The sequence below is a fragment of the Gordonia caeni genome (assembly GCF_039537105.1).
Classification (GTDB): Bacteria; Actinomycetota; Actinomycetes; order Mycobacteriales; family Mycobacteriaceae; genus Gordonia; species Gordonia caeni.
Genome location: NZ_BAAAZW010000008.1, coordinates 25,296 through 43,915, shown reverse-complemented (window position 1 = coordinate 43,915; position 18,620 = coordinate 25,296). Strand labels below are relative to the sequence as shown.

The 18,620-nt window shown below is 70.1% G+C and carries 19 protein-coding genes; 9 read left to right on the top strand and 10 right to left on the bottom strand.

Annotation, left to right across the window (positions count from 1 at the left end; translation table 11 throughout):
- Positions 1-12: 12 nt before the first annotated feature.
- From ABD732_RS13750 to ABD732_RS13740, 3 genes are read right to left on the bottom strand one after another with little or no spacing between them, the layout of a single operon-like run.
- Positions 13-843 (bottom strand): alpha/beta hydrolase, encoded by an 831-nt coding sequence (locus ABD732_RS13750; protein WP_344784678.1) that lies wholly within the window; start codon positions 841-843, stop codon positions 13-15.
- The gene (gene aqpZ, locus ABD732_RS13745) at positions 840-1,628 is read right to left on the bottom strand and encodes an aquaporin Z (RefSeq protein WP_344784676.1); all 789 of its coding nucleotides are present in this window, start codon (positions 1,626-1,628) and stop codon (positions 840-842) included. Before aqpZ ends, ABD732_RS13750 begins: the two co-directional genes overlap by 4 nt.
- 58 nt (positions 1,629-1,686) lie before the next feature.
- Positions 1,687-2,118 (bottom strand): hypothetical protein, encoded by a 432-nt coding sequence (locus tag ABD732_RS13740; protein WP_344784674.1) that lies wholly within the window; start codon positions 2,116-2,118, stop codon positions 1,687-1,689.
- Positions 2,119-2,237: 119 nt separating this feature from the next.
- On the opposite strand from ABD732_RS13740, the gene ABD732_RS13735 reads away from it, so the two are divergent.
- The 4 genes from ABD732_RS13735 to ABD732_RS13720 are packed head-to-tail and all read left to right on the top strand — an operon-like array spanning position 2,238 to position 5,759.
- On the top strand, positions 2,238-3,212 hold the full coding sequence (locus tag ABD732_RS13735) for a pirin family protein (RefSeq protein WP_344784672.1): 975 nt from the start codon (positions 2,238-2,240) through the stop codon (positions 3,210-3,212).
- Entirely contained in the window at positions 3,209-3,679 is a 471-nt protein-coding gene (locus tag ABD732_RS13730; protein ID WP_344784670.1) for a MarR family winged helix-turn-helix transcriptional regulator, read from the top strand. The genes ABD732_RS13735 and ABD732_RS13730 overlap by 4 nt, the downstream gene beginning before the upstream one ends.
- Positions 3,669-4,400 carry a pirin family protein gene (locus ABD732_RS13725; protein WP_344784668.1) on the top strand — a complete coding sequence of 244 codons (732 nt, stop codon included), beginning with the start codon at positions 3,669-3,671 and terminating at the stop codon, positions 4,398-4,400. Before ABD732_RS13730 ends, ABD732_RS13725 begins: the two co-directional genes overlap by 11 nt.
- Positions 4,401-4,424: 24 nt before the next feature.
- Complete coding sequence (locus tag ABD732_RS13720) at positions 4,425-5,759, top strand: dipeptidase (RefSeq protein ID WP_344784666.1); 1,335 nt, start codon at positions 4,425-4,427, stop codon at positions 5,757-5,759.
- Here ABD732_RS13720 and ABD732_RS13715 read toward each other — a convergent pair.
- The 4 genes from ABD732_RS13715 to ABD732_RS13700 all read right to left on the bottom strand — a co-directional run bounded on the left by ABD732_RS13715 (position 5,753) and on the right by ABD732_RS13700 (position 9,898).
- Positions 5,753-6,700 (bottom strand): serine hydrolase, encoded by a 948-nt coding sequence (locus ABD732_RS13715; RefSeq protein WP_344784664.1) that lies wholly within the window; start codon positions 6,698-6,700, stop codon positions 5,753-5,755. The two genes, ABD732_RS13720 and ABD732_RS13715, sit on opposite strands and share 7 nt — an antisense overlap.
- Positions 6,701-6,831: 131 nt before the next feature.
- A complete protein-coding gene (locus tag ABD732_RS13710) occupies positions 6,832-7,740 on the bottom strand; it encodes a serine hydrolase (protein WP_344784662.1) in 909 nt (302 codons plus the stop codon).
- Between the two features lie 17 nt (positions 7,741-7,757).
- Complete coding sequence (locus tag ABD732_RS13705; RefSeq protein WP_344784660.1) at positions 7,758-9,212, bottom strand: serine/threonine-protein kinase; 1,455 nt, start codon at positions 9,210-9,212, stop codon at positions 7,758-7,760.
- On the bottom strand, positions 9,209-9,898 hold the full coding sequence (locus ABD732_RS13700; protein WP_425553052.1) for a TetR family transcriptional regulator: 690 nt from the start codon (positions 9,896-9,898) through the stop codon (positions 9,209-9,211). Before ABD732_RS13700 ends, ABD732_RS13705 begins: the two co-directional genes overlap by 4 nt.
- A 143-nt stretch (positions 9,899-10,041) precedes the next feature.
- Here ABD732_RS13700 and ABD732_RS13695 point away from each other — a divergent pair, with 143 nt between their 5' ends.
- The 5 genes from ABD732_RS13695 to ABD732_RS13675 all read left to right on the top strand — a co-directional run bounded on the left by ABD732_RS13695 (position 10,042) and on the right by ABD732_RS13675 (position 15,097).
- Entirely contained in the window at positions 10,042-11,118 is a 1,077-nt protein-coding gene (locus ABD732_RS13695; protein WP_344784658.1) for a ferredoxin reductase, read from the top strand.
- Between the two features lie 44 nt (positions 11,119-11,162).
- Positions 11,163-12,350, top strand: coding sequence for a fatty acid desaturase family protein (locus ABD732_RS13690; protein WP_344784656.1), 1,188 nt, complete (start codon positions 11,163-11,165; stop codon positions 12,348-12,350).
- 71 nt (positions 12,351-12,421) lie between these two features.
- The gene (locus ABD732_RS13685; RefSeq protein ID WP_344784654.1) at positions 12,422-12,694 is read left to right on the top strand and encodes a hypothetical protein; all 273 of its coding nucleotides are present in this window, start codon (positions 12,422-12,424) and stop codon (positions 12,692-12,694) included.
- 8 nt (positions 12,695-12,702) lie between these two features.
- Positions 12,703-14,532 carry a DNA helicase RecQ gene (gene recQ / locus ABD732_RS13680; protein ID WP_344784652.1) on the top strand — a complete coding sequence of 610 codons (1,830 nt, stop codon included), beginning with the start codon at positions 12,703-12,705 and terminating at the stop codon, positions 14,530-14,532.
- 46 nt (positions 14,533-14,578) lie between these two features.
- The gene (locus ABD732_RS13675) at positions 14,579-15,097 is read left to right on the top strand and encodes a DUF4395 domain-containing protein (RefSeq protein WP_425553051.1); all 519 of its coding nucleotides are present in this window, start codon (positions 14,579-14,581) and stop codon (positions 15,095-15,097) included.
- 11 nt (positions 15,098-15,108) lie between these two features.
- Here the strand turns inward: ABD732_RS13675 and ABD732_RS13670 are convergent, their stop codons facing one another.
- From ABD732_RS13670 to ABD732_RS13660, 3 genes are read right to left on the bottom strand one after another with little or no spacing between them, the layout of a single operon-like run.
- Positions 15,109-16,077, bottom strand: coding sequence for an ABC transporter ATP-binding protein (locus ABD732_RS13670; RefSeq protein WP_344784650.1), 969 nt, complete (start codon positions 16,075-16,077; stop codon positions 15,109-15,111).
- Positions 16,074-17,564: an ABC transporter permease gene (locus ABD732_RS13665; protein WP_344784647.1), complete on the bottom strand. Its 1,491-nt coding sequence runs from the start codon at positions 17,562-17,564 to the stop codon at positions 16,074-16,076. The genes ABD732_RS13670 and ABD732_RS13665 overlap by 4 nt, the downstream gene beginning before the upstream one ends.
- 17 nt (positions 17,565-17,581) lie before the next feature.
- On the bottom strand, positions 17,582-18,595 hold the full coding sequence (locus ABD732_RS13660) for an extracellular solute-binding protein (RefSeq protein WP_344784645.1): 1,014 nt from the start codon (positions 18,593-18,595) through the stop codon (positions 17,582-17,584).
- Between the last annotated feature and the right edge of the window lie 25 nt (positions 18,596-18,620).

Sequence of the window (18,620 nt, the reverse complement as noted above, 5' to 3'; positions counted from 1 at the left end):
CCCGACGGAACGTCAGTTCGGCTGGTGGTCGGCCAGCCAGGCCATCACGTCGTCGAGCACCTCGTCGCGCTCGGGCTCGTTGAAGATCTCGTGGTACAGCTCCGGGTAGATCTTCACGGTCACCTCGCCGCCGCCGCGCTCACCGATGAGGCGGGTGCCGTCGGCGTTGGCCAGCGCGTCGCGGCCACCGTGCAAGGAGAGCGTCGGCACGCGCAGCGACGGCAGCCGGTCGCTGAAGGCGGACATCGCACCGATGAGCGCGCCGCCGAGACCGGCCGGGATCTTACCGTGCCAGACCAGCGGATCGGCCTCGTAGGCGGCGACCACCGCCGGGTCCCGGCTGACCGCCGAGGCGGGCAGCGCGGTGGCCGGCAGCCAGGGCACCAGGCGCCCCAGGACCGGCGCCGCCGCGACCATGATCGGCGGCAGGTCGTCGCCCGGCACCACTGCGGGGCCGGAGAGGACCAGACCGGTCAGGTCGTCGGGATGGTCGAGCGCGTAGGTCAGCGCGATCGCACCGCCCATGCTGTGCCCGATCACGAACAGCGGCAGACCGTCGTGCTCCACGCTGCGGATGACCCGGTGCAGGTCGGCGACGAAGTCCCCGAAGTCGTTGACGCCGAGGCGTTTGCCGCCCGAGCGGCCGTGGCCGGCATGGTCGGACGCGACCACCACGTAGCCGGCGTCGGTCAGCCGCGCCACCACGTGGCCGTAGCGACCGGCGTGCTCACCCAGGCCGTGGACCAGCGCCACGACGCCCACCGCGTCCTCATCGGGGCGGTGGACGTCGAAGACGATGGTGCGCCCGCGCTCACCGCGGACCGAGTGCTCGGCGGATTTCACGCCTGCTCTGACGTGGGCTCGGCGCCGCCGATGATGTCCGGCCGCGAGAACGGCGAGCGCTCCCACAGCAGCGGGAACAGCAGGCCGCCGATCAGACCACCGGCCAGCGGAGCCAGCCAGAACAGCCATAGCTGACCGGGTGCGCCGTCGCCGTTGAAGAAGGCCACACCGGTGGAGCGAGCGGGGTTCACCGAGGTGTTGGAGATCGGGATCGAGATCAGGTGGATCAGCGTGAGCGACAGGCCGATCGCCAGACCGGCGAAGCCGATCGGCGCGCGGCCGTGGGTGGCTCCCAGGATGATGATCACGAAGAACGCGGTCAGCAGCACCTCGGCGAGGGCGACGGCACCGAGGCTGTACAGGCCCGGCGAGTTGTCGCCGTAGCCGTTGGCCGCCATGTTGCCGGTGGCCTCGAATCCGGGCTTGCCGCTGGCGATCACGAACAGCGCCAGACCGGCCAGCAGACCGCCGACCACCTGGGAGATCCAGTAGCCGGGAAGGTCCTTCCACGGGAACCGTCCGCTCACGGCGGCGCCGAGGGTCACGGCCGGATTGAAGTGTCCACCGGAGATCCAGCCCACGGCGTAGACCATGGTCAGCACAGTCAGACCGAAAGCCAGGGAGACCCCCAGAAAACCGATGCCGATCTGGAACTTCCCGATCGCGCCGTCCTCTTCGGCTAAGAACTTGGCGGCGAAGATCGCGCTACCGCAGCCGCCGAAAACCAGCCAGAAAGTGCCGAACAGTTCCGCAAGCCATTTGCCCACGATCGAATCCGAGTTCACGAGAGAGTCTCCTACGTCGGTGAACAGTGCACCGTGATCGTATGAGACGCAGCGCCGTTCAGTCGGCAGTTAGCCGTGATGTCTCCGATTCGTCATTCGACCCGCCCCCGAATCCCAGGAATCCGGCCACGCCGCGACCGGCCGATTCGAGCACCCCGAGCGGACGCATCGCCGTCTCCCCCAGGGTCACCAGGTACTCCACCTGGGTCACGACCCGCTCGAGCCGCGTCACCACGCTCGCCATGCGATCCACGGTGGTGTCGACGTTGTCGAGCGAGTGATTCAGGCGCTCGAGCGTCCCCTCCAGATTGTCGATGGCGCCGTCGAGTTCGCCCATCGTGCCGGTGAGTCCCTGCAGGACCGGTCCCATGTCGCCGAGGATGCCCTCCACCTGGTCGACGGTCTGGTCCGCGTTCATCGCCGCCTGCGCGAGCTTGCGCAGGCGCTGGCGCTCACGGCCGGACCGGTCATTCATGGGATTGATGGCCATGCATCTGATTATGCGCGTTGTCAGTCGGAACGGCGGCGATTGGGCGCGGGAATAGGTGTCGATTGCATGACGTTGACCCCGGATGAGATACTTAAAATCTGAACTAATAGGAGGACGTCATGCCCGCCGTGACTGCTGACACCCTGACCCTGCCCCGTTTGGCGCCGCCCGCACCGGCCGAAGCCGAGCGCACCGTGGTCTCGCTGACCACCGGTCCCCGCTCCTACGAGGGCGAGGGCTTCCCCGTGGTCCGCGCCTTCGCCGGCGTCTCGGCCGCCGCCCTGGACCCGTTCATCCACATGGATCAGATGGGCGAGGTGGAGTACGAACCCGGCGAACCCAAGGGGACCTCGTGGCACCCGCACCGGGGCTTCGAGACCGTCACCTACATGATCGACGGCCTCTTCCAGCACCAGGACTCCTCGGGCGGCGGCGGCCTGATCGCCGACGGCGCCACCCAATGGATGACCGCCGGCGCGGGGATCCTGCACATCGAGACCCCGCCCGCCGAACTGGTGGAGTCCGGCGGCACCTTTCACGGCGTCCAGCTGTGGGTCAATCTGCCGGCCGCCGACAAGTTCCTGACCCCGCGCTACCAGAACCTGGAGGGCGGACAGACCGCACTGGTCTCGTCGGCCGACGGCGGCGCGCTGGTGCGCGTGGTCGCCGGTGAGGTCGGCGGGCACGCCGGCCCCGGCTCCACCCACACGCCGATCACTTTCGCGCACGCCACCGTCTCCCCCGGCGCGCAGCTGTCGGTGCCGTGGCGCCGCGACTTCAACGCGCTGGTCTACGTTCTGTCCGGCAACGGCACCGTGGGCCCCGAGCAGCGGCCCATCACCGGCGGCCAACTGGCCGTGCTGGGCGCCGGCGACCGGATCACGGTGTCCGCCGACGCGCACGGCCAGGATTCGCACCGCCCTGCGATGGAGATCCTGCTGCTGGGCGGGCAGCCGATCCGGGAGCCGGTGGCCCAGTACGGCCCGTTCGTGATGAACACCCGTCAGCAGCTGATGGAGGCCGTCGAGGACTACCAGGCCGGGCGTCTCGGCGTCATCCCCGACGACGCTCTGATGCCGCACGTGGTGCGATGAGTCTGGAGATCGAGGACGTCGATCCGCGGGGCCGGGCGTGGCGCCTGTTCATCGAGACCAGCGCCCGCCTGTCCACCGCGATCGACGACCAGCTCCGCCGCGACGCCGGCATGGCGCTGGCCGACTATCACGTGCTGCTGTTGCTGAGCGAAGCCCCCGGCCACCGGCTGCGGATGAAGGAGATCGCCGAGCGCATGGTGTTCTCGCAATCACGCCTGACCTACCAGGTCGACACCCTCTGCAAGCGCGGCTGGCTGCGCCGCGAGCCGGTGCCCGAGGACCGGCGCGGGAGCTATGCGATCCTCACCGACGAGGGCCGCGGCGCCTTCGCCGCAGCCGCCCGCGGCCACCGGGAGCTGGTGGACCGCCTCTTCTACGACGCCCTGACCCCCGACGACGGCCGCGAGTTGGCCGGGCTGATGGCCCGGCTGGCCGACCGGCTCCAGGAGCACCGCGATGACCACTGAAGTGATCCGCGCCGCCGACCGCCACCACTGGGCCAACGAGTGGCTGACTTCGTGGCAGTCGTTCCCGGCCACCGGCAACTACGACCTGTTCGGCAACGCCCACGGCGTGCTGGTGGTGCACAACGACGATCTGGTCGACGCCGGCGAAGGCCTCGACGCCCACCAGCACCAGAACATGGAGATCCTGACCTGGGTGCTGGACGGGTCGGTGGCGCACAAGGATTCCCACGGCACGCAGGTGGTGCTGCGCCCGGGAACCCTGGGACACATGCGCGCCGGCCGCGGCATCACCCACTCCGAGCGCAACGCCGACACCCGGCACAGCGGTGAGCGGCTGCGGGTGGTGCAGATGTGGGTGGCCCCGCACGCCGACGGCCTGGACCCGAGCCACGCCGAACGCGACTTCACCGCCGCCCTGGAATCGGGTGCGCCGGTCGTGGCAGCCTCCGGACGGCCCGAGCACGCCGGCACCGGCGCGCTGGAGATCGCCAACCGGTTCGCCGCCCTGCACCTGGCTCGGCCCCGCGCCGGGCAGAGGATTGAGCTCCCGTCCGCCCCGTTCGGGCACCTGTACGTCGCCCGCGGCACCGTCGAGGTGGACCGGCTCGGCACCCTCGCCGAGGGTGATGCGTTGCGGACCACGGACTCGGCGATCACGCTGACCGCCGTCGACGATGCCGAGATCGTCTACTGGGAGATGCACGCGAGCTTCGACGTCTGACCGCCGACGTGTGACAGTGGAGTCATGACTGACAACGCTCTCGCCGACGCCGTCGCCGCGCAGATGCCGCTCGCCCGCACCGACCTGGCCGAAGCGGTCGGCTTCGCGTCGATCCACGGCGACGCCGACCGCGCCCAGGCCAACCGGGACAGCGCAGCCTGGGTGGCCGCCCGATTCTCCGACCTGGGCTTCGACTGCGAGGTGATCGACACCTGCGACGGCTCGCAAGCGATCGTGGGCTACCGGCCCGGCCCCGAGGGCAGCCGCACCGTGGCCCTCTACAGCCACCACGACGTCCAGCCCGCCGGCGACGAATCCCTCTGGACCACAGAGCCGTTCACGCTCACCGAGCGTGGCGGCCGCTGGTACGGCCGCGGCGCCGCCGACTGCAAGGGCAACCTCGTCGCGCACCTGACCGCCCTGCGGGCGCTGGGCGAGGACGCCTCGTGCAACATCCGCATCATCATCGAAGGGTCGGAGGAGGCCGGCGGCGAGGGCCTCGATCACCTGGTCCGCGAGCGGCCCGAGCTGTTCGACGCCGACCTCATCCTGATCGGCGACACCGGCAACATCGAAGTCGGCGTCCCCACCCTGACCACCAGCCTGCGCGGCGTGGTGAACGTCCGCGTCGAGGTCCGCGCGCTGGCGGGCGCGGTGCACTCCGGCCAGTTCGGCGGGGCCGCCCCCGACGCGATGGCCGGCCTCATCGCTCTGCTGGCGACCCTGCGGGATGCGCAGGGCGACACCACGATCGACGGCCTGGACGCCGGCCAGACCTGGACCGGCGCACCGTATCCGCCGGAGCGCTTCGGTGCCGACGCCGGGGTGCTTCCGGGCGTCGGCATTCTCGGCTCGGGCACGCCCGCGGACATGACCTGGGCCCGCCCGGCGGTCACGGTGATCGGCGTGGACGCCCCGGGCATCGACGAGTGCGCCGCGGCCGTCATCCCGTCGGCCGCGGCCATGCTGAACCTGCGGATCCCGCCGGGCGTGGACCCGCAGCAGGCCTACGACCTCCTCGTCGCGCACCTGCACGCACACGTGCCCTGGCACTGCGAACTCCAGGTGACCTCCGACGCCGCCGGTTCACCGTTCGCCCCGCGCACCGACGGCCCCGGCTACGCCGCGCTCACCGCGGCGATGTCCTCGGCGTACGACGGTGCGCAGGTGGTGCATTCGGGGCAGGGCGGCTCCATCCCGCTGTGCAACGTGCTGGCCGGTGCGGTGCCCCGCGCCGAGATCGCACTCCTGGGCGTCGAGGAGCCGCGCTGCACGATTCACGCACCCAACGAGAGCGTGGACCCCGAGGAGCTGCGGCGCACCGCCCTCGCCGAGGCCATCCTGCTCAGCAGTTACTGAGCGGCGTCCACCGGAGGCTCCGGAGCCGTGGGCGGAGCCTCGTCGGCCACCGGCAGCACCGGGCACGTGCCGCCCGGGAACTTGCCGAGATTCCGCAGCAGCCACTGCCCCACTCGCGTCACCATCTTGGTGCCGTCGGTGAGCGATCCGCTCTTCGGGAGCGCCGCGATACTCACGCCGTACTGCCCGCGCTCGGTGGTGATGACGCCGAGCTGGCGCACCACCTGCCCGCCGCCGGTGCCGGTGGCCGGCCCCCAGCCGCCCTTGACCGCGCCGGTGACCTTCTTGCTCTTGGGTTCGGCCACTCCCCACCGCTGATTCGCGGCCACGCGGCTCATGTGCTTGAGCACTTCCTCGGTGTCCGGCATGCACGGCAGGTGGGCGGCGAAGACGGACTGGTCGGTCAGGGCCCAGGGCGTCGCACCCGGATAACTGGCCGGGTGATCGAGCTCGGAGGAGACACGGGTGTGGACGTCGTGACCTTCGCGCAGCACCGAGGTCACCGCGTCCACCGAGGCCTGGCCGCCGCCGAGCAGCCCCCAAAGGGCTTCGGCGGATTCGTTGTCGGACAGTTCGATCGCCTTGGTCTCCTTCGCCAGGACTGTGCGGCCGTGCTTGCGCTGCGCGGCGATGGAGACCGGCACCTTCAGCGTGGACCAGGCGCGCGCGGTCTTCAGCGAACCGAAGGAGACGGGAGTGTCGCCGTTCACCGGAGTGATCGCGATCCCGACCCGGCCGGGCAGCGACTTGGCCATCGACTTGGTGAGGGCGCGGAAACTCTTGTCCAGCTCGGCCTTCGGCACCGTCGCCGCCCCGAGGCTGCCGTTGGGCAGGCCCGGAAGACCCGGCAGCCCCTGGGCCGCACCGCTTCCGGCCACCACCGCGCTGGTCACGATCACCGCTGTCCCGACACCGATCGCCCATCGACGAATACTCGCCACTCTTACCCCTTAGGTCACTCCATCAACAGCAGTAACACTATGGAGTCCGGCGGTCGGGGTCGAGCCCCACGACCGCCCCGAGACCCGCGCGTGGCCCCGCCGTTACCGGATTCGCCCGAACCGGGCAGCGGTCAGCAGCGGCCGCCGGGCATCGACGCCAAGCGGCCGCCGAGCCAGCGGCCGACCTGGTCGAGCACCGCGGTGCCGCTACCCATCGACGCGCCCGGCGCATAGGTGCTCAGCGCGAACGCGGTCTGCAGACCGTCCTTGCGGGTCAGCAGCCCGATCTGCCGGACGATGTAGCCCCCGGATTCGCCGGGACCCCAGCCACCCTTCACCGCGGTGGTGCGGCCGGGGATCGCCTCGATCCCCCAGGTCTGGTTGCCGGAGACCTGTCCCATCAGGGAGATCACGTACTCCGAATCGGGCAGGCACGGCAGATTCGCGGTGAAGGAAGCCGCATCGTCGAGCGCCCAGACCGTTTGGCCGAACACCGAGAACTCGGCACGACGGCGCTCCGACGGCACCACCGTGGTCTGGTCGCCCCCTTCGCGCAGCACCGCGGTCACCGCCTGCGCCGCCTGTTCCGGTGTGCCCAGCGACGCCCACAACTGCTCGGCGGCGGCGTTGTCGGAGTCCACGATCGCGGGCTGCTCGGCCGGCATCCGGCCGTTCTTGCGCTGCGCGGCCACCGCCAGCGGCACCTTGATGGTCGACCACGCGACCTGCGGGTCCTGGTCGCCGAGGCTGATCACCGCACCGCCGCCGACCGGGGCGATCGACACCCCGACCGGCTGGGCGAGTCCGGCGCTGAACTCGGCGAAGCCGGACTTCAGCGCCGCCACGCCGCGACCGGCGTTGCCCGAGTTCGTCGGCGGCGGCGTCTCGCTCGAGTCGGCCGGGGCGCTCGCGGTCACCGACACGACCTCGGTGACCACGGCTGCCTGCTCATCGCTGGAACAGGCCGCGGCGCCGGCCCCGAGGGCTAGGATCGTCAGGACGCCGACGCTTCGGCGCAGGATCGTTCGAGGGTCGTACACGGTGGGACTCCCCGCCTCTAGTAGATGTGCACGACGGCGTTGTTGCCGCCCCGGCAGATGATGATGCCCGCCTCGGGGGTGCACGACATCGTGTAGGTCACGCCGGTCACCGGGCTGTGGGCGCTGATCGTCCGCGCCTGCCCGGCGGGACCGGCAGCCAGGTAGGCGGCGCGCACGCTCTCGGCGAAGGCGCACGAGGTCACCCCGCTGCCGACGCCCACCCCCGCACCGCAGGGCGACGAGCCCGGCGGCGGCGTGGCCGGCGTACTCGGCGACGGCTGGATGGTGCTGGTCAGCGTGGTGGTCGACGGACCGGCCGCCGACGTCTCGCCGCCGCTGTCCCGGAAGCCGAAGTAGTACACGCCCAGCCCGATCAGCGCCGCGATCAGCACGACGATGACGCCGCCGAGCGCGTACTGGGCTCCGTTTCCGCGTTGCGGGGGCGGCGGCGCGCCGTAGCCGGCGGGCCCGGAGTACGGCGGAATCTGCGCCTGCTGGGTGCCCGCGTATTGCGCGCCCGCGTACTGGGGTCCCGAGTACTGCTGGGGACCCGAGTACTGCTGGGGACCGCTGTAGTGCTTGGTCCCGCCACCCGGGGTTACGTGGGCGGTGGGTGCGGGGTGGGCGATGAACGACGTCGCCGCCTCCCCGGTGAGTGCGCCCCGCGCCGCCGCCGCGAACTCGCCCGCCGAGGCGTAGCGCTGCACCGGATCCTTCGCCAGACCCCGTTCGAGCACCGCATCGAGCGCGGTGGGCACGGCGGGGTTGATCGAACTGGGCGCGGGTGCGGGCTGCAGGACCGCGGCCTTGATGATGGAGCTGACCGTGTCGCCGCCGAACGGGGGCCGTCCGGTCAACAGCTCGAACAGCACCGCCGAAAGCGCGTAGACGTCCGAGGACGGTGCCACCGGAGCGTTGTCGAAGTGCTCGGGAGCCAGGTAGGCGGTGGAGCCGATGGCCGTTCCGGCCTTGGTGAGTCCGGAGTCGGCGCCGTCGTGGGCGATCCCGAAGTCCACCAGGTAGGCGAAGCCGGTGGGTGTCACCAGGATGTTCTCCGGCTTCACATCCCTGTGCACCAGGCCGGCCGCGTGCGCGGCGTCCAGGGCGTCGCCGATCTGGCCGACGACGGCCACCGCGTCCTCGGCCGGCAGCGGCCCCGAGCTGCGCAGCCGCTGGCGCAGGTTCTCCCCGTCCACGAGCCGCATGTCGAGATAGAGGGTGCCGTCGATCTCGCCGAAGTCGTGGATCGGGATGATGTGTGGCTCCCCGAGCCGGGCGACCAATTGGCATTCGCGGCGGAACCGCTCGGCGAAGGTGCCGTCGTCGGCGGTGCTGCCGCCCAGGAGTTTCAGTGCCACTTCGCGGTCACGCACCGTGTCGTAGGCGCGGTAGACGGCCCCCATTCCGCCGCGTCCGATCAACGCCTGAATTCGATACGGTCCGAACTCGGTCCCCACCCGGTCGTCGCTCATTCGGTCCTCCACTGACCCAATCCGAGAATCACCATCACCAGTTGCTTCTCTGCGCGCTGGACCAGTGCCTGCTCGGTCCCCACCCGGCCGTCACCGTCGAGCAGATCGGCCACCGCCGTCATCATGATTGTGACGAACAAATCGGCCGCAATCTCCAGATCGTCGGCTTCCCATCCGGCCAGGGCCGGAACCCGCGCCAGATCGATCGCCAGTTCCCGGGAGAACAGCCGCAACTCGGTGTTGATCGCGCGACGCACCTCGGTGACGCCCCCGTGCTGTTCGCGGATCAGGAAGCGGAACTTGGCCTCGTCGGTGCGCACGTGTCGCAACAGGATCGACAGCGACTCCCGCGCGGTCGGCATGCCGCCCTTGACCAGGTCCCGCCGGCCTTCGCGCAGGGCGCGGCGCAGCACGCGCATGGAGTCTTCGACCAGGGTGACGCCGAGGTCTTCCATGGAGGCGAAGTGCCGGTAGAAGGCGGTCGGCACGATGCCCGCCCCGCGGGCCACCTCGCGCAGCGAGAGACTGCCGAATGAACGGTCGTCCACCAAGTCGATGGTCGCGTCCAGCAGCGCCTGCCGCGTCTGTTCCTTCTTCTCCGCCCGCGACACGCCGGTGTCGCCGTCGGCCCGTCCACGTCGGGAACGACGGCGCGATCCACCTGACGAATCGGTCGTAGAGGCCACGGAGATCAGTCTAGGCGGTGACCGGCGACACACAGAAAGGCCTTGCAGGCCGCGCGCGAACTATGTCATCGTCATTGGTGTACACACGTTCACTCAAAACCGGCACAGCCCCGCCGATGAACGTTCGTCCCGAAGGAGAAACCATGGCAAGCCGACTCGCAGGCCTCCTCGAGAATCTCGTCGAGGCGACCGCGACCCCGTACCCCGTCGACCGGTATCTCGAGTTCGTCAACCCGATGATCACCTGGCGCGAGACCCGAGCCAAAGTGACTGGCCGCACCCTCCAGACCGACCGCAGCGTCACCCTGACGCTGGCGCCCACGCGCCAGTGGAAGGGACACACCGCCGGACAGTACGTCGAGGTCAGCACCGTCGTCGATGGTGTGCGTCACCGCCGGTTCTTCTCGCCCGCCAACGCCGCAGGCGACACGGCGACGCTGGAGCTGACCGTGACCGCGCACGAGGACGGCTTCATCTCCAAGCACCTGCGCGAGGACGTCGCAGTCGGTGACGTCCTGGGCCTCTCGGCCGCCGCCGGCGACTTCGTCCTGCCCGCGCAGCGACCGGAACGCACCGTTCTAGTGAGCGGCGGCAGTGGCATTACACCTGTCATCTCAATGTTGCGCACCATGATCGCTGAAGGACACGATCAGCCGGTCACTCTGGTGCATTACGCGCGGTCGGAAGACGACGTTCCCTACCGCACCGAACTCGAGGCCGCCGCACGCACGCTCGGCAACGTCGACGTGCACCTGCACTACACCCGCACCCCGGCCGGCGGGCACTTCGAGCCCGCACATCTGGACGGGCTCGCCGACGCAGTCGGTGCACAGGTATTCCTGTGCGGACCGCCGTCGCTGAACGCCGCTGTGCGCGAGTACCACGAGGACCGCGGCCTCGGCGATCGCCTGCACACCGAGGCCTTCACGCTCGACACCGCCCCGGTGATCGACCCGAATCAGCCGATCACCGGCACCGTCTCGTACAGCGCTTCGGGCACCACCAGCGAGAACGACGGCCGCACCGTCCTGGAGCAGGCCGAGGCTTCCGGCCTCAATCCCGAGTACGGCTGCCGCATGGGGATCTGCTTCTCGTGCACCAAGGTCCGCAAGTCGGGCTGCACCCGCAACATGCTCACCGGCGAGCTCGATTCCGAAGCCGACCAGCCCATCCAGATCTGCGTCAACGCGCCCGTCGGCGACGTCGACATCGACCTGTAGACATCCCTCCTGTAGATCCGCCCGTCACCGAAAGAGGTATCGACATGGCCATCAACATCACCGACTACTTCCCCACCAAGAACGACGACAAGACCGTCGAGGTCAACCTCAGCGCCGAGCAGGTGGAGGCGATCGGCGCCGAGCTCGAGGCCCTGCGCACCCGCGTCGTGGACTCGCTCGGCCAGTCCGACCGCGACTACATCTACGGGATCATCGGCGCCCAGCGGAAGCTCGAGTTCGCCGGCCGCGCCATGATGTACCTGCCGTTCATCCCCCCGGTGTGGCTGGCCGGCGTCGGCGCGCTCGGCGCGGCCAAGATCCTCGACAACATGGAGATCGGCCACAACGTCATGCACGGCCAGTACGACTGGATGCGCGAGGACACCTACAACTCGCGCGAGTTCGACTGGGACACCGTCTGCCCCGGTGAGCAGTGGAAGCACAGCCACAATTACCTGCACCACACCTTCACCAACGTCCTCGGCGAGGACCGCGACATCGGCTACGGCATCCTGCGCATGGCCCGCGACCAGAAGTGGAACCCCTACTACCTGGGCAACCTCGGCTACGCGACCGCGCTCATGCTGCTCTTCGAGTGGGGCGTCATGCTGCACGACCTGGAGGCCGAGAACGTGATCACCGGCCGCCGCAAGTGGAGCGACGTCAAGGGCCTGGTGAAGGGCATGTGGCGCAAAGCCAGCCGGCAGGTCGCCAAGGACTACATCATCTGGCCGGCGCTGACCGGACCGTTCTTCCTCAGCACGCTGGTCGGCAACGCCTCAGCCAACCTGATCCGCAACGTGTGGACCTACTCGATCATCTTCTGCGGCCACTTCCCCACCGGCGCGCAGACCTTCACCAAGGAGGAGACCGAGAACGAGACCAAGGGCGAGTGGTACCTGCGCCAGATGCTCGGCTCGGCCAACATCGAGGGCAGCGACCTGTTCCACATCATGAGCGGCAACCTCAGCCACCAGATCGAGCACCACCTGTTCCCCGACGTGCCGGCCAACCGGTACCCGGAGATGGCCAAGGAGGTCCGCGCGATCTGCGAGAAGTACGGCCTGCCCTACAACACCGGTTCGCTGAGCCGCCAGCTCGGCTCCACCTGGGCCAAGATCGCCAAGCTGTCGCTGCCGAACTCGTTCACCCGCGACGACAACGACGTGGTGCTCAACATCGAGCGGCAGGCCGACGCCTCGGCGGCGGCCCGGCGGGAGAAGATCGCCTGATTCGTTCGATCGCCCAGTCCGCTCTCCGCGCCTTGTCGGTATCGTCGGGGGCAACGAGTGAAGGAGTCGTCGTGGTCGGGAAGCTCGAACGCAACAAGGACCTGGTGCAGGACGTGGTGGAGAACACCGCGCACCGGGTCGGGTCCATCGCCTCGATCATCACCACGGCGATCGTCGACGTGACCCGCGAGATCGGCGACCTGGTGACCGACGGCTTCGAGATGCGCGAGGCCGCCAAGATCGCGAAGGAAGCCGAGACCGAGCAACTGGAGTTGGAGCCCGGACTGGGCGACGCCGCCGCCGATGCGACCGAAGCCCCCACGACCGGCGACACGGAGTCCTGATCGCCCGAATGGCGGACCAGTACGAGGTCCTGCGGACGGTCTTCGGTTACGAGACCTTCCGCGGCGACCAAGAGGAGATCGTCGCGCAGGTGATCGGCGGCGGCGACGCCGTGGTGCTGATGCCCACCGGCGGCGGCAAGAGTCTGTGCTACCAGATCCCGGCGCTGGTGCGGGACGGTTGCGCCATCGTCGTCTCCCCGCTGATCGCCCTGATGGCCGATCAGGTCGGCGCCCTGCAGCAGCTCGGGGTACGGGCGGCGTACCTGAACTCGACGCAGAGCTTCGAGCAACGGATCGCCGTCGAAGAGGCGTACCTGACCGGTGAGCTCGATCTGCTCTACGTCGCGCCCGAGCGGCTGAGTCAGCCGCAGACGCGGGAGTTCCTGTCCCGGGGGACGCTGAGCCTGATCGCCATCGACGAGGCGCACTGCGTCTCCCAGTGGGGGCACGACTTCCGACCCGACTATCTGGCTCTCGGCGATCTGGCGCAGTTGTGGCCCGACGTCCCGCGGATCGCGCTCACCGCGACGGCCACCGACCGCACCCACCGCGAGATCACCGAGCGCCTGCACCTGGGCGGCGCCCGGCACTTCGTCGCCAGCTTCGACCGGCCCAACATCAGCTACCGGATCGAGCCCAAGGACCGGCCCCAGCAGCAGCTGCTGGAGTTCATCCGCGCCGAAGGCTTCGACGACGGCGTCCCCCTCACCGGCATCGTCTACGCGCTCAGCCGTAAGAGCGTGGAGAAGATCGCGAAGTTCCTGTGCGCCAACGGGATCGACGCGATGCCCTATCACGCCGGATTCGACGCACAGACCCGCGAGGACACGCTGCGGCGCTTCCTCCGCGAGGACGGCGTAGTCGTGGTGGCCACCATCGCCTTCGGGATGGGCATCGACAAGCCGGACGTGCGGTTCGTCGCCCACCTCGACCTGCCCAAGAGCGTGGAGGGCTACTACCAGGAGACCGGCCGCGCCGGCCGCGACGGACTGCCGTCGGTGGCGTGGATGGCCTACGGGCTGGCCGACGTGGTGCAGCAACGGCGGCTGATCGACTCCTCCGACGGCGATCAGGCCCACCGCATGGCGCAGGGCCGGCTGCTGGATTCGATGTTCGCGCTGTGCGAGACGGCCACCTGCCGCCGGGTGCAGCTGCTGCGGTACTTCGGCCAGGAGATCGCTCCGTGCGGCAACTGCGACACCTGCCTGCGGCCGCCGGCCACCTGGGACGGCACCGTCGCCGCCCAGAAGGTGCTGTCGACGGTGTGGCGGCTCGACCGCGAGTTCGGCGGTCAGCGCTACGGCGCCGGGCACCTGGTCGACATCCTGGTGGGCAAGACCAACGCCCGCATCGAGCAGTTCGGCCACGATCGGCTGTCCACGTACGGGATCGGCACCGAACTGGATCAGGCCGGGTGGCGCGGGGTGATCCGCCAGCTGATCGCGCAGGGGCTGCTGGCCCCGCGCGGCGAGTACGGCGTGCTCGCGCTCACGGAGGATTCGCGCGCGGTGCTGTCCGGTGAGCGCACCGTCACCTTCCGGGAAGAGACCCAGCGCATCCGGTCCGGTTCGTCCGGCCGGCCCAAACGCACCGCCACGCAGCTGTCCGGCGACGACGGCGCCCTCTTCGAGGCGCTGCGCCGCTGGCGGGCTGCGGTCGCCAAGGAGGCCGACGCCCCGGCGTACACGGTGTTCAGCAACAAGACGCTCGAGGCGCTCGCCCAGCTACGGCCGGGCAGCGCCGATGCGCTGCTGGAGGTGTCCGGTATCGGCGAGGCCAAGGCCGGCAAGTACGGCGAGGACGTGCTCGCCGTGATCGCGGATTTCGAATCGGCCTGAGTACAACCCTGTCGCATCGACGGGCGCACAACATATCCTTGCGCACGTGTTCACGCAGGTCGATACGACGATCCAGGTCCCCGCGCCGCCCGAGAGCCGGTGGCGCGGCCTGCTCCGATTCCCCAATCCGGTCAACGACTACGCGGCGCGCTCGACCGCGGGGCTGGTGATCGTGCTCGCGGTCGCGGCCGTCGCGGCGAATCAGTGGTGGCTGTACGCCGTCCTGGCGGCCGGTTTCGCGCTGCGCGTGGCCGGTGGCCCGCGGTACTCCCCCTTCGGGCGGTTGGCCGTCCACGTCATCGTGCCGAAGATCTGGAAGAAGGAGAAGCTGGTCCCCGGTCCGCCGAAGCGGTTCGCGCAGACCGTGGGCCTCGCCTTCTCCGGCACGGCCCTGATCCTGTCGCTGCTCGGCTACGGTCTGGCCGCCCAGATCGTCGTCGGCGCCCTGATCGTCGCCGCGTTCGCCGAGTTCGCCTTCGGCTTCTGCCTCGGCTGCGTGGTCTTCGGCCGTCTCCAGCGCGTCGGGCTGATCCCGGCCTCGGTCTGCGAGGCCTGCGCCCTCTGAAGCCGAGCCCGCTAGCTTCGACCGGCCCGGACCACGACGGCGGTACCGGGTTCCGGGACCTCGCCGGTCGCCGGGATCGCTACCGCCACCGGCGGTTGTCCGTCGGTCGGCGCCACCGAGACCAGGTGGTGTGAGCCGCGGAACTCCACCGCCGCCACCGATCCCGGCAGTCCGTCGATTCCCGTACGGGCCAGCGTCAGTTCGTGGGGCCGGAGGAAGTGGACCTCGCCGTCGAGGGTGAGCCGATTCAGTTCTCCGAAGAGTTCGCCGACCCGGAAGTCCGCGGGCGCGGTGTAGAGCTCCTCGGGCGCGCCGACCTGGTGCACCCGCCCGTCCAGCAGCACCACCACCTGATCGGCCAGGGCGAGGGCCTCCGCCGGGTCGTGGGTCACCAGCAGGACCGTCGCACCGGACGACCGCAGCAGTACGCCCACCTCGGCCCGCAGGCGGGTGCGCAGCCCGGAGTCGAGCGCCGAGAACGGCTCGTCCAGGCCGATCAGCGCGGGTGCGGGCGCCAGTGCGCGGGCGAGGGCGACCCGCTGCCGCTGGCCGCCGGAGAGACTGCCCGGCCGCCGGTCGGCGAGGTCGTGCAAGCCGACCAGATCGATCAATTCGTCGACCCGCTCGCGGCGGCCGGCGCGTCCGCGCAGTCCGAAACCGATGTTCCGCCGCACCGTCAGATGCGGGAACAGTGCGCCCTCCTGCGGAACCAGGCCCACGTCCCGGCGCTCCGGCGGCACGTGGCGGCCCGCGCCGGAGACCGTCCGTCCGGCGATCGCGATCACACCCGCGGTGATCGGCTCCAGGCCGGCGACGGCGCGCAGGAGGGTGGTCTTACCGCAGCCCGACGGCCCCAGGACCGCGGTGATCGATCCGCTCGCCACCCGCAGGTCGACGTCGGCGAGCACGGTGCGGCGCCCGTAGCCCACCGACATCTCCTCCACCGACAGCATCGGCGCGGCACTCGGGGGCGCGGTCATCGGCGATCTCCGTTCGAGAGCAGAAGCGTCGACAGCAGGGCCGCGGGGATCGCGGCCACCACCATCAGGACCAGGCCCAGCACGGCGGCCTCCCCGGTCGCGCCGTCGTTGGACAGGCTCCACATGTGGGTCGCCAGGGTCCGGGTGCCGATCGGCCGCAGCAGCAGCGTCGCGGGCAGTTCTTTGGCGATGGCCAGGCCCACAAGCAGGGCCCCGGCGAGGATTCCGGGCGCCACCAGCGGTAGCCGCACGCGCCAGAGGACGCCCCACGGACTGGCGCCGAGGGTGCGCGCCGCGTCGTCCAGGGAGCCGGCCGTCGCGTCGAAGCCGGCACGGATCGATCCCACCGCCAGCGGCAGGAAGAGCATCGCGTAGCAGGCGATCAGCAGGCCGGGCGTCAGGTAGAAGTCGCGACCGAGGCGGATGCCGACGAAGACGACGGCCAGACCGACGGTGACGCCCGGCAGCGTGTACCCGAGGTACGAGAACGAGTCGACCACCCCGGCGCCGCGTCGGCGGGGCTTGGACGTGTACAGGGCGACGGGGATCGCCAGCAGCGTCACCACGCCGGCCCCCACCACCGCGTAGCCGAGGGTCGCGGTCACATCCGGCCAGAGCCACGCCGCGATCTCCCCGGTCGAGCGCCGGGCGAGTCGCCGGGAGCTCGTGACCTCGCGGATCAGTGCGGCGACGGGAATCGCGATCGCCACCGTCAGCGTGCCGGCCATCACCGCCCAGGCCAGGATGCGCGCGGGGGTCCCGGCGCGCGGGGGCGGCCCCTGGACCGCGGCGAGCGGCCGGGCGTCCGAGCGCCGCACACCGCGTTCGATCGCGGCCAGTACCAGTGCCGCGGCGATCAGGAGAACGCTGTAGACCGCCGGCAGCACCCGGTCGAAGGCGCCGTTGTAGGCGTTGTAAATGCCGACGGTGAACGACTCGAAGCGCACCGAGGCGGGGCCGCCGAAGTCACCGAGTACGTACAGCGCCACCAGCAGGGCACCGCCCACGGCCGCGGGCCGCAGTTGCCGGAGCGTGACGCCGGCGAAGGTCTGCAGCGGCCCCCGGCCCAGGGTCCGGGCCACGTCGGCCAGGGCGCGGCCGGAGCCGGCGAGGGCCGCGGCCACCGGGAGCAGGACCAGCGGATAGCAGGCCACCGTGAGCACCAGTACCGCCGCCCAGAACCCCTCGAATCCGGGAAACAGCCGGGTCCAGGCGAAACCGGTCAGGTACGACGGGATCGCCAGCGGCGTCGACAGGACCCCGACCATCAGCGGACGACCGCCGCTGACCTGCACTGCCGCCACCGCGAGCCCGATGCCCAACACCAGACAGAGCGCGGTGACCGTCAGCGTCAGGGCGGCCGTGCTCAGCGCCAGCTGGGCCGTCCGCGGCCGCCAGACCATCTCCCAGACGCCGTCGGCCTCGGCGACCCGAATGATCAGATACGCCAGTGGCACCGCGATCAGCGTGCAGATCGCGGTGACCACTACGGCAAGGATCTTGCCTACAGCGCACCCACCTGGGTCAGCAACTGCTCGGTGCCGTCCAGGTCGGCCAGATCGTCCAGGTTCAACTGCGGCGGCGAGAGCTCGTTGAGCCGGGGCAGTCCGGGCACCGCCAGGGGCACGTCGACGGCGATCGGGTACTCGCCGGTCTCCTCGGCGAAGTAGCGCTGGGAGTCGTCGTTCAGCAGGGCGCGGACCACGTCGAAGGCCTGCTCCTTGTTCGGCGAGCTCTCCAGCACGCCGACACCGGCGACGTTCACCAGCGACCCCGCGTCGTCGGCGAAGAAGTGCAGCCGCGAGGGCACGTTCTCCTCGCCCTTCTCCATCACCGCGGCCGCCCAGTAGTAGTGGTTGATCAGGCCGGTCGCCACGGTGCCGTTGTTCACCGCGTCGAGGATCTGCCCGTTCTTCTCGAAGGCCTGCGGATCGTTGGCCAGGAACTTGGTCAGCCAGTCGCGCGCACCGTCTTCACCGCGGAGCACCCGCAGCGCGGTGACGAAGGACTTGAACGACGCATTGGTCGGCGCATAGCCGATCTGGCCCTTGAACTTCGGGTCCAGCAGCCCGTCGATGCCGGCGGGCAGGTCGGCCTCGGAGATCTCGTCGGGGTTGTAGGCCAGCACACGCGAGCGCGCGGTGACCGGCGCCCAGTTGTTGTCGCCGGGGCGGTACTGGGGATCGGCCACCTCGGTGACGTCGGTCGGCAGTTCGGCGAGCAGGCCCGCGTCCGACAGGCGGCCCAGCTCACCGGCATCCTGGGCGAAGAAGACGTCGGCCGGGGAGGCCTGGCCTTCTTCGAGGATCTGGGTGGCCTTGCGGTCGTACGAGACCTCGAGGTTCATCCCGTTCGAATCGAACCGCGTGATCAGCGGACCGACGAGTTCCTCCGACCGGCCGGAGTACACCACCACCGCCTCCGAGTCGGAGTCGTCGCTCGAACCGCAGGCCACCAGCAGCCCGGTGGTCATCACCATGGCCGCACCGGCGGCCAGAAATCTCGTCGTCCGCTTCACGGAAGCTTTCCCTTCGTCGTGGTGT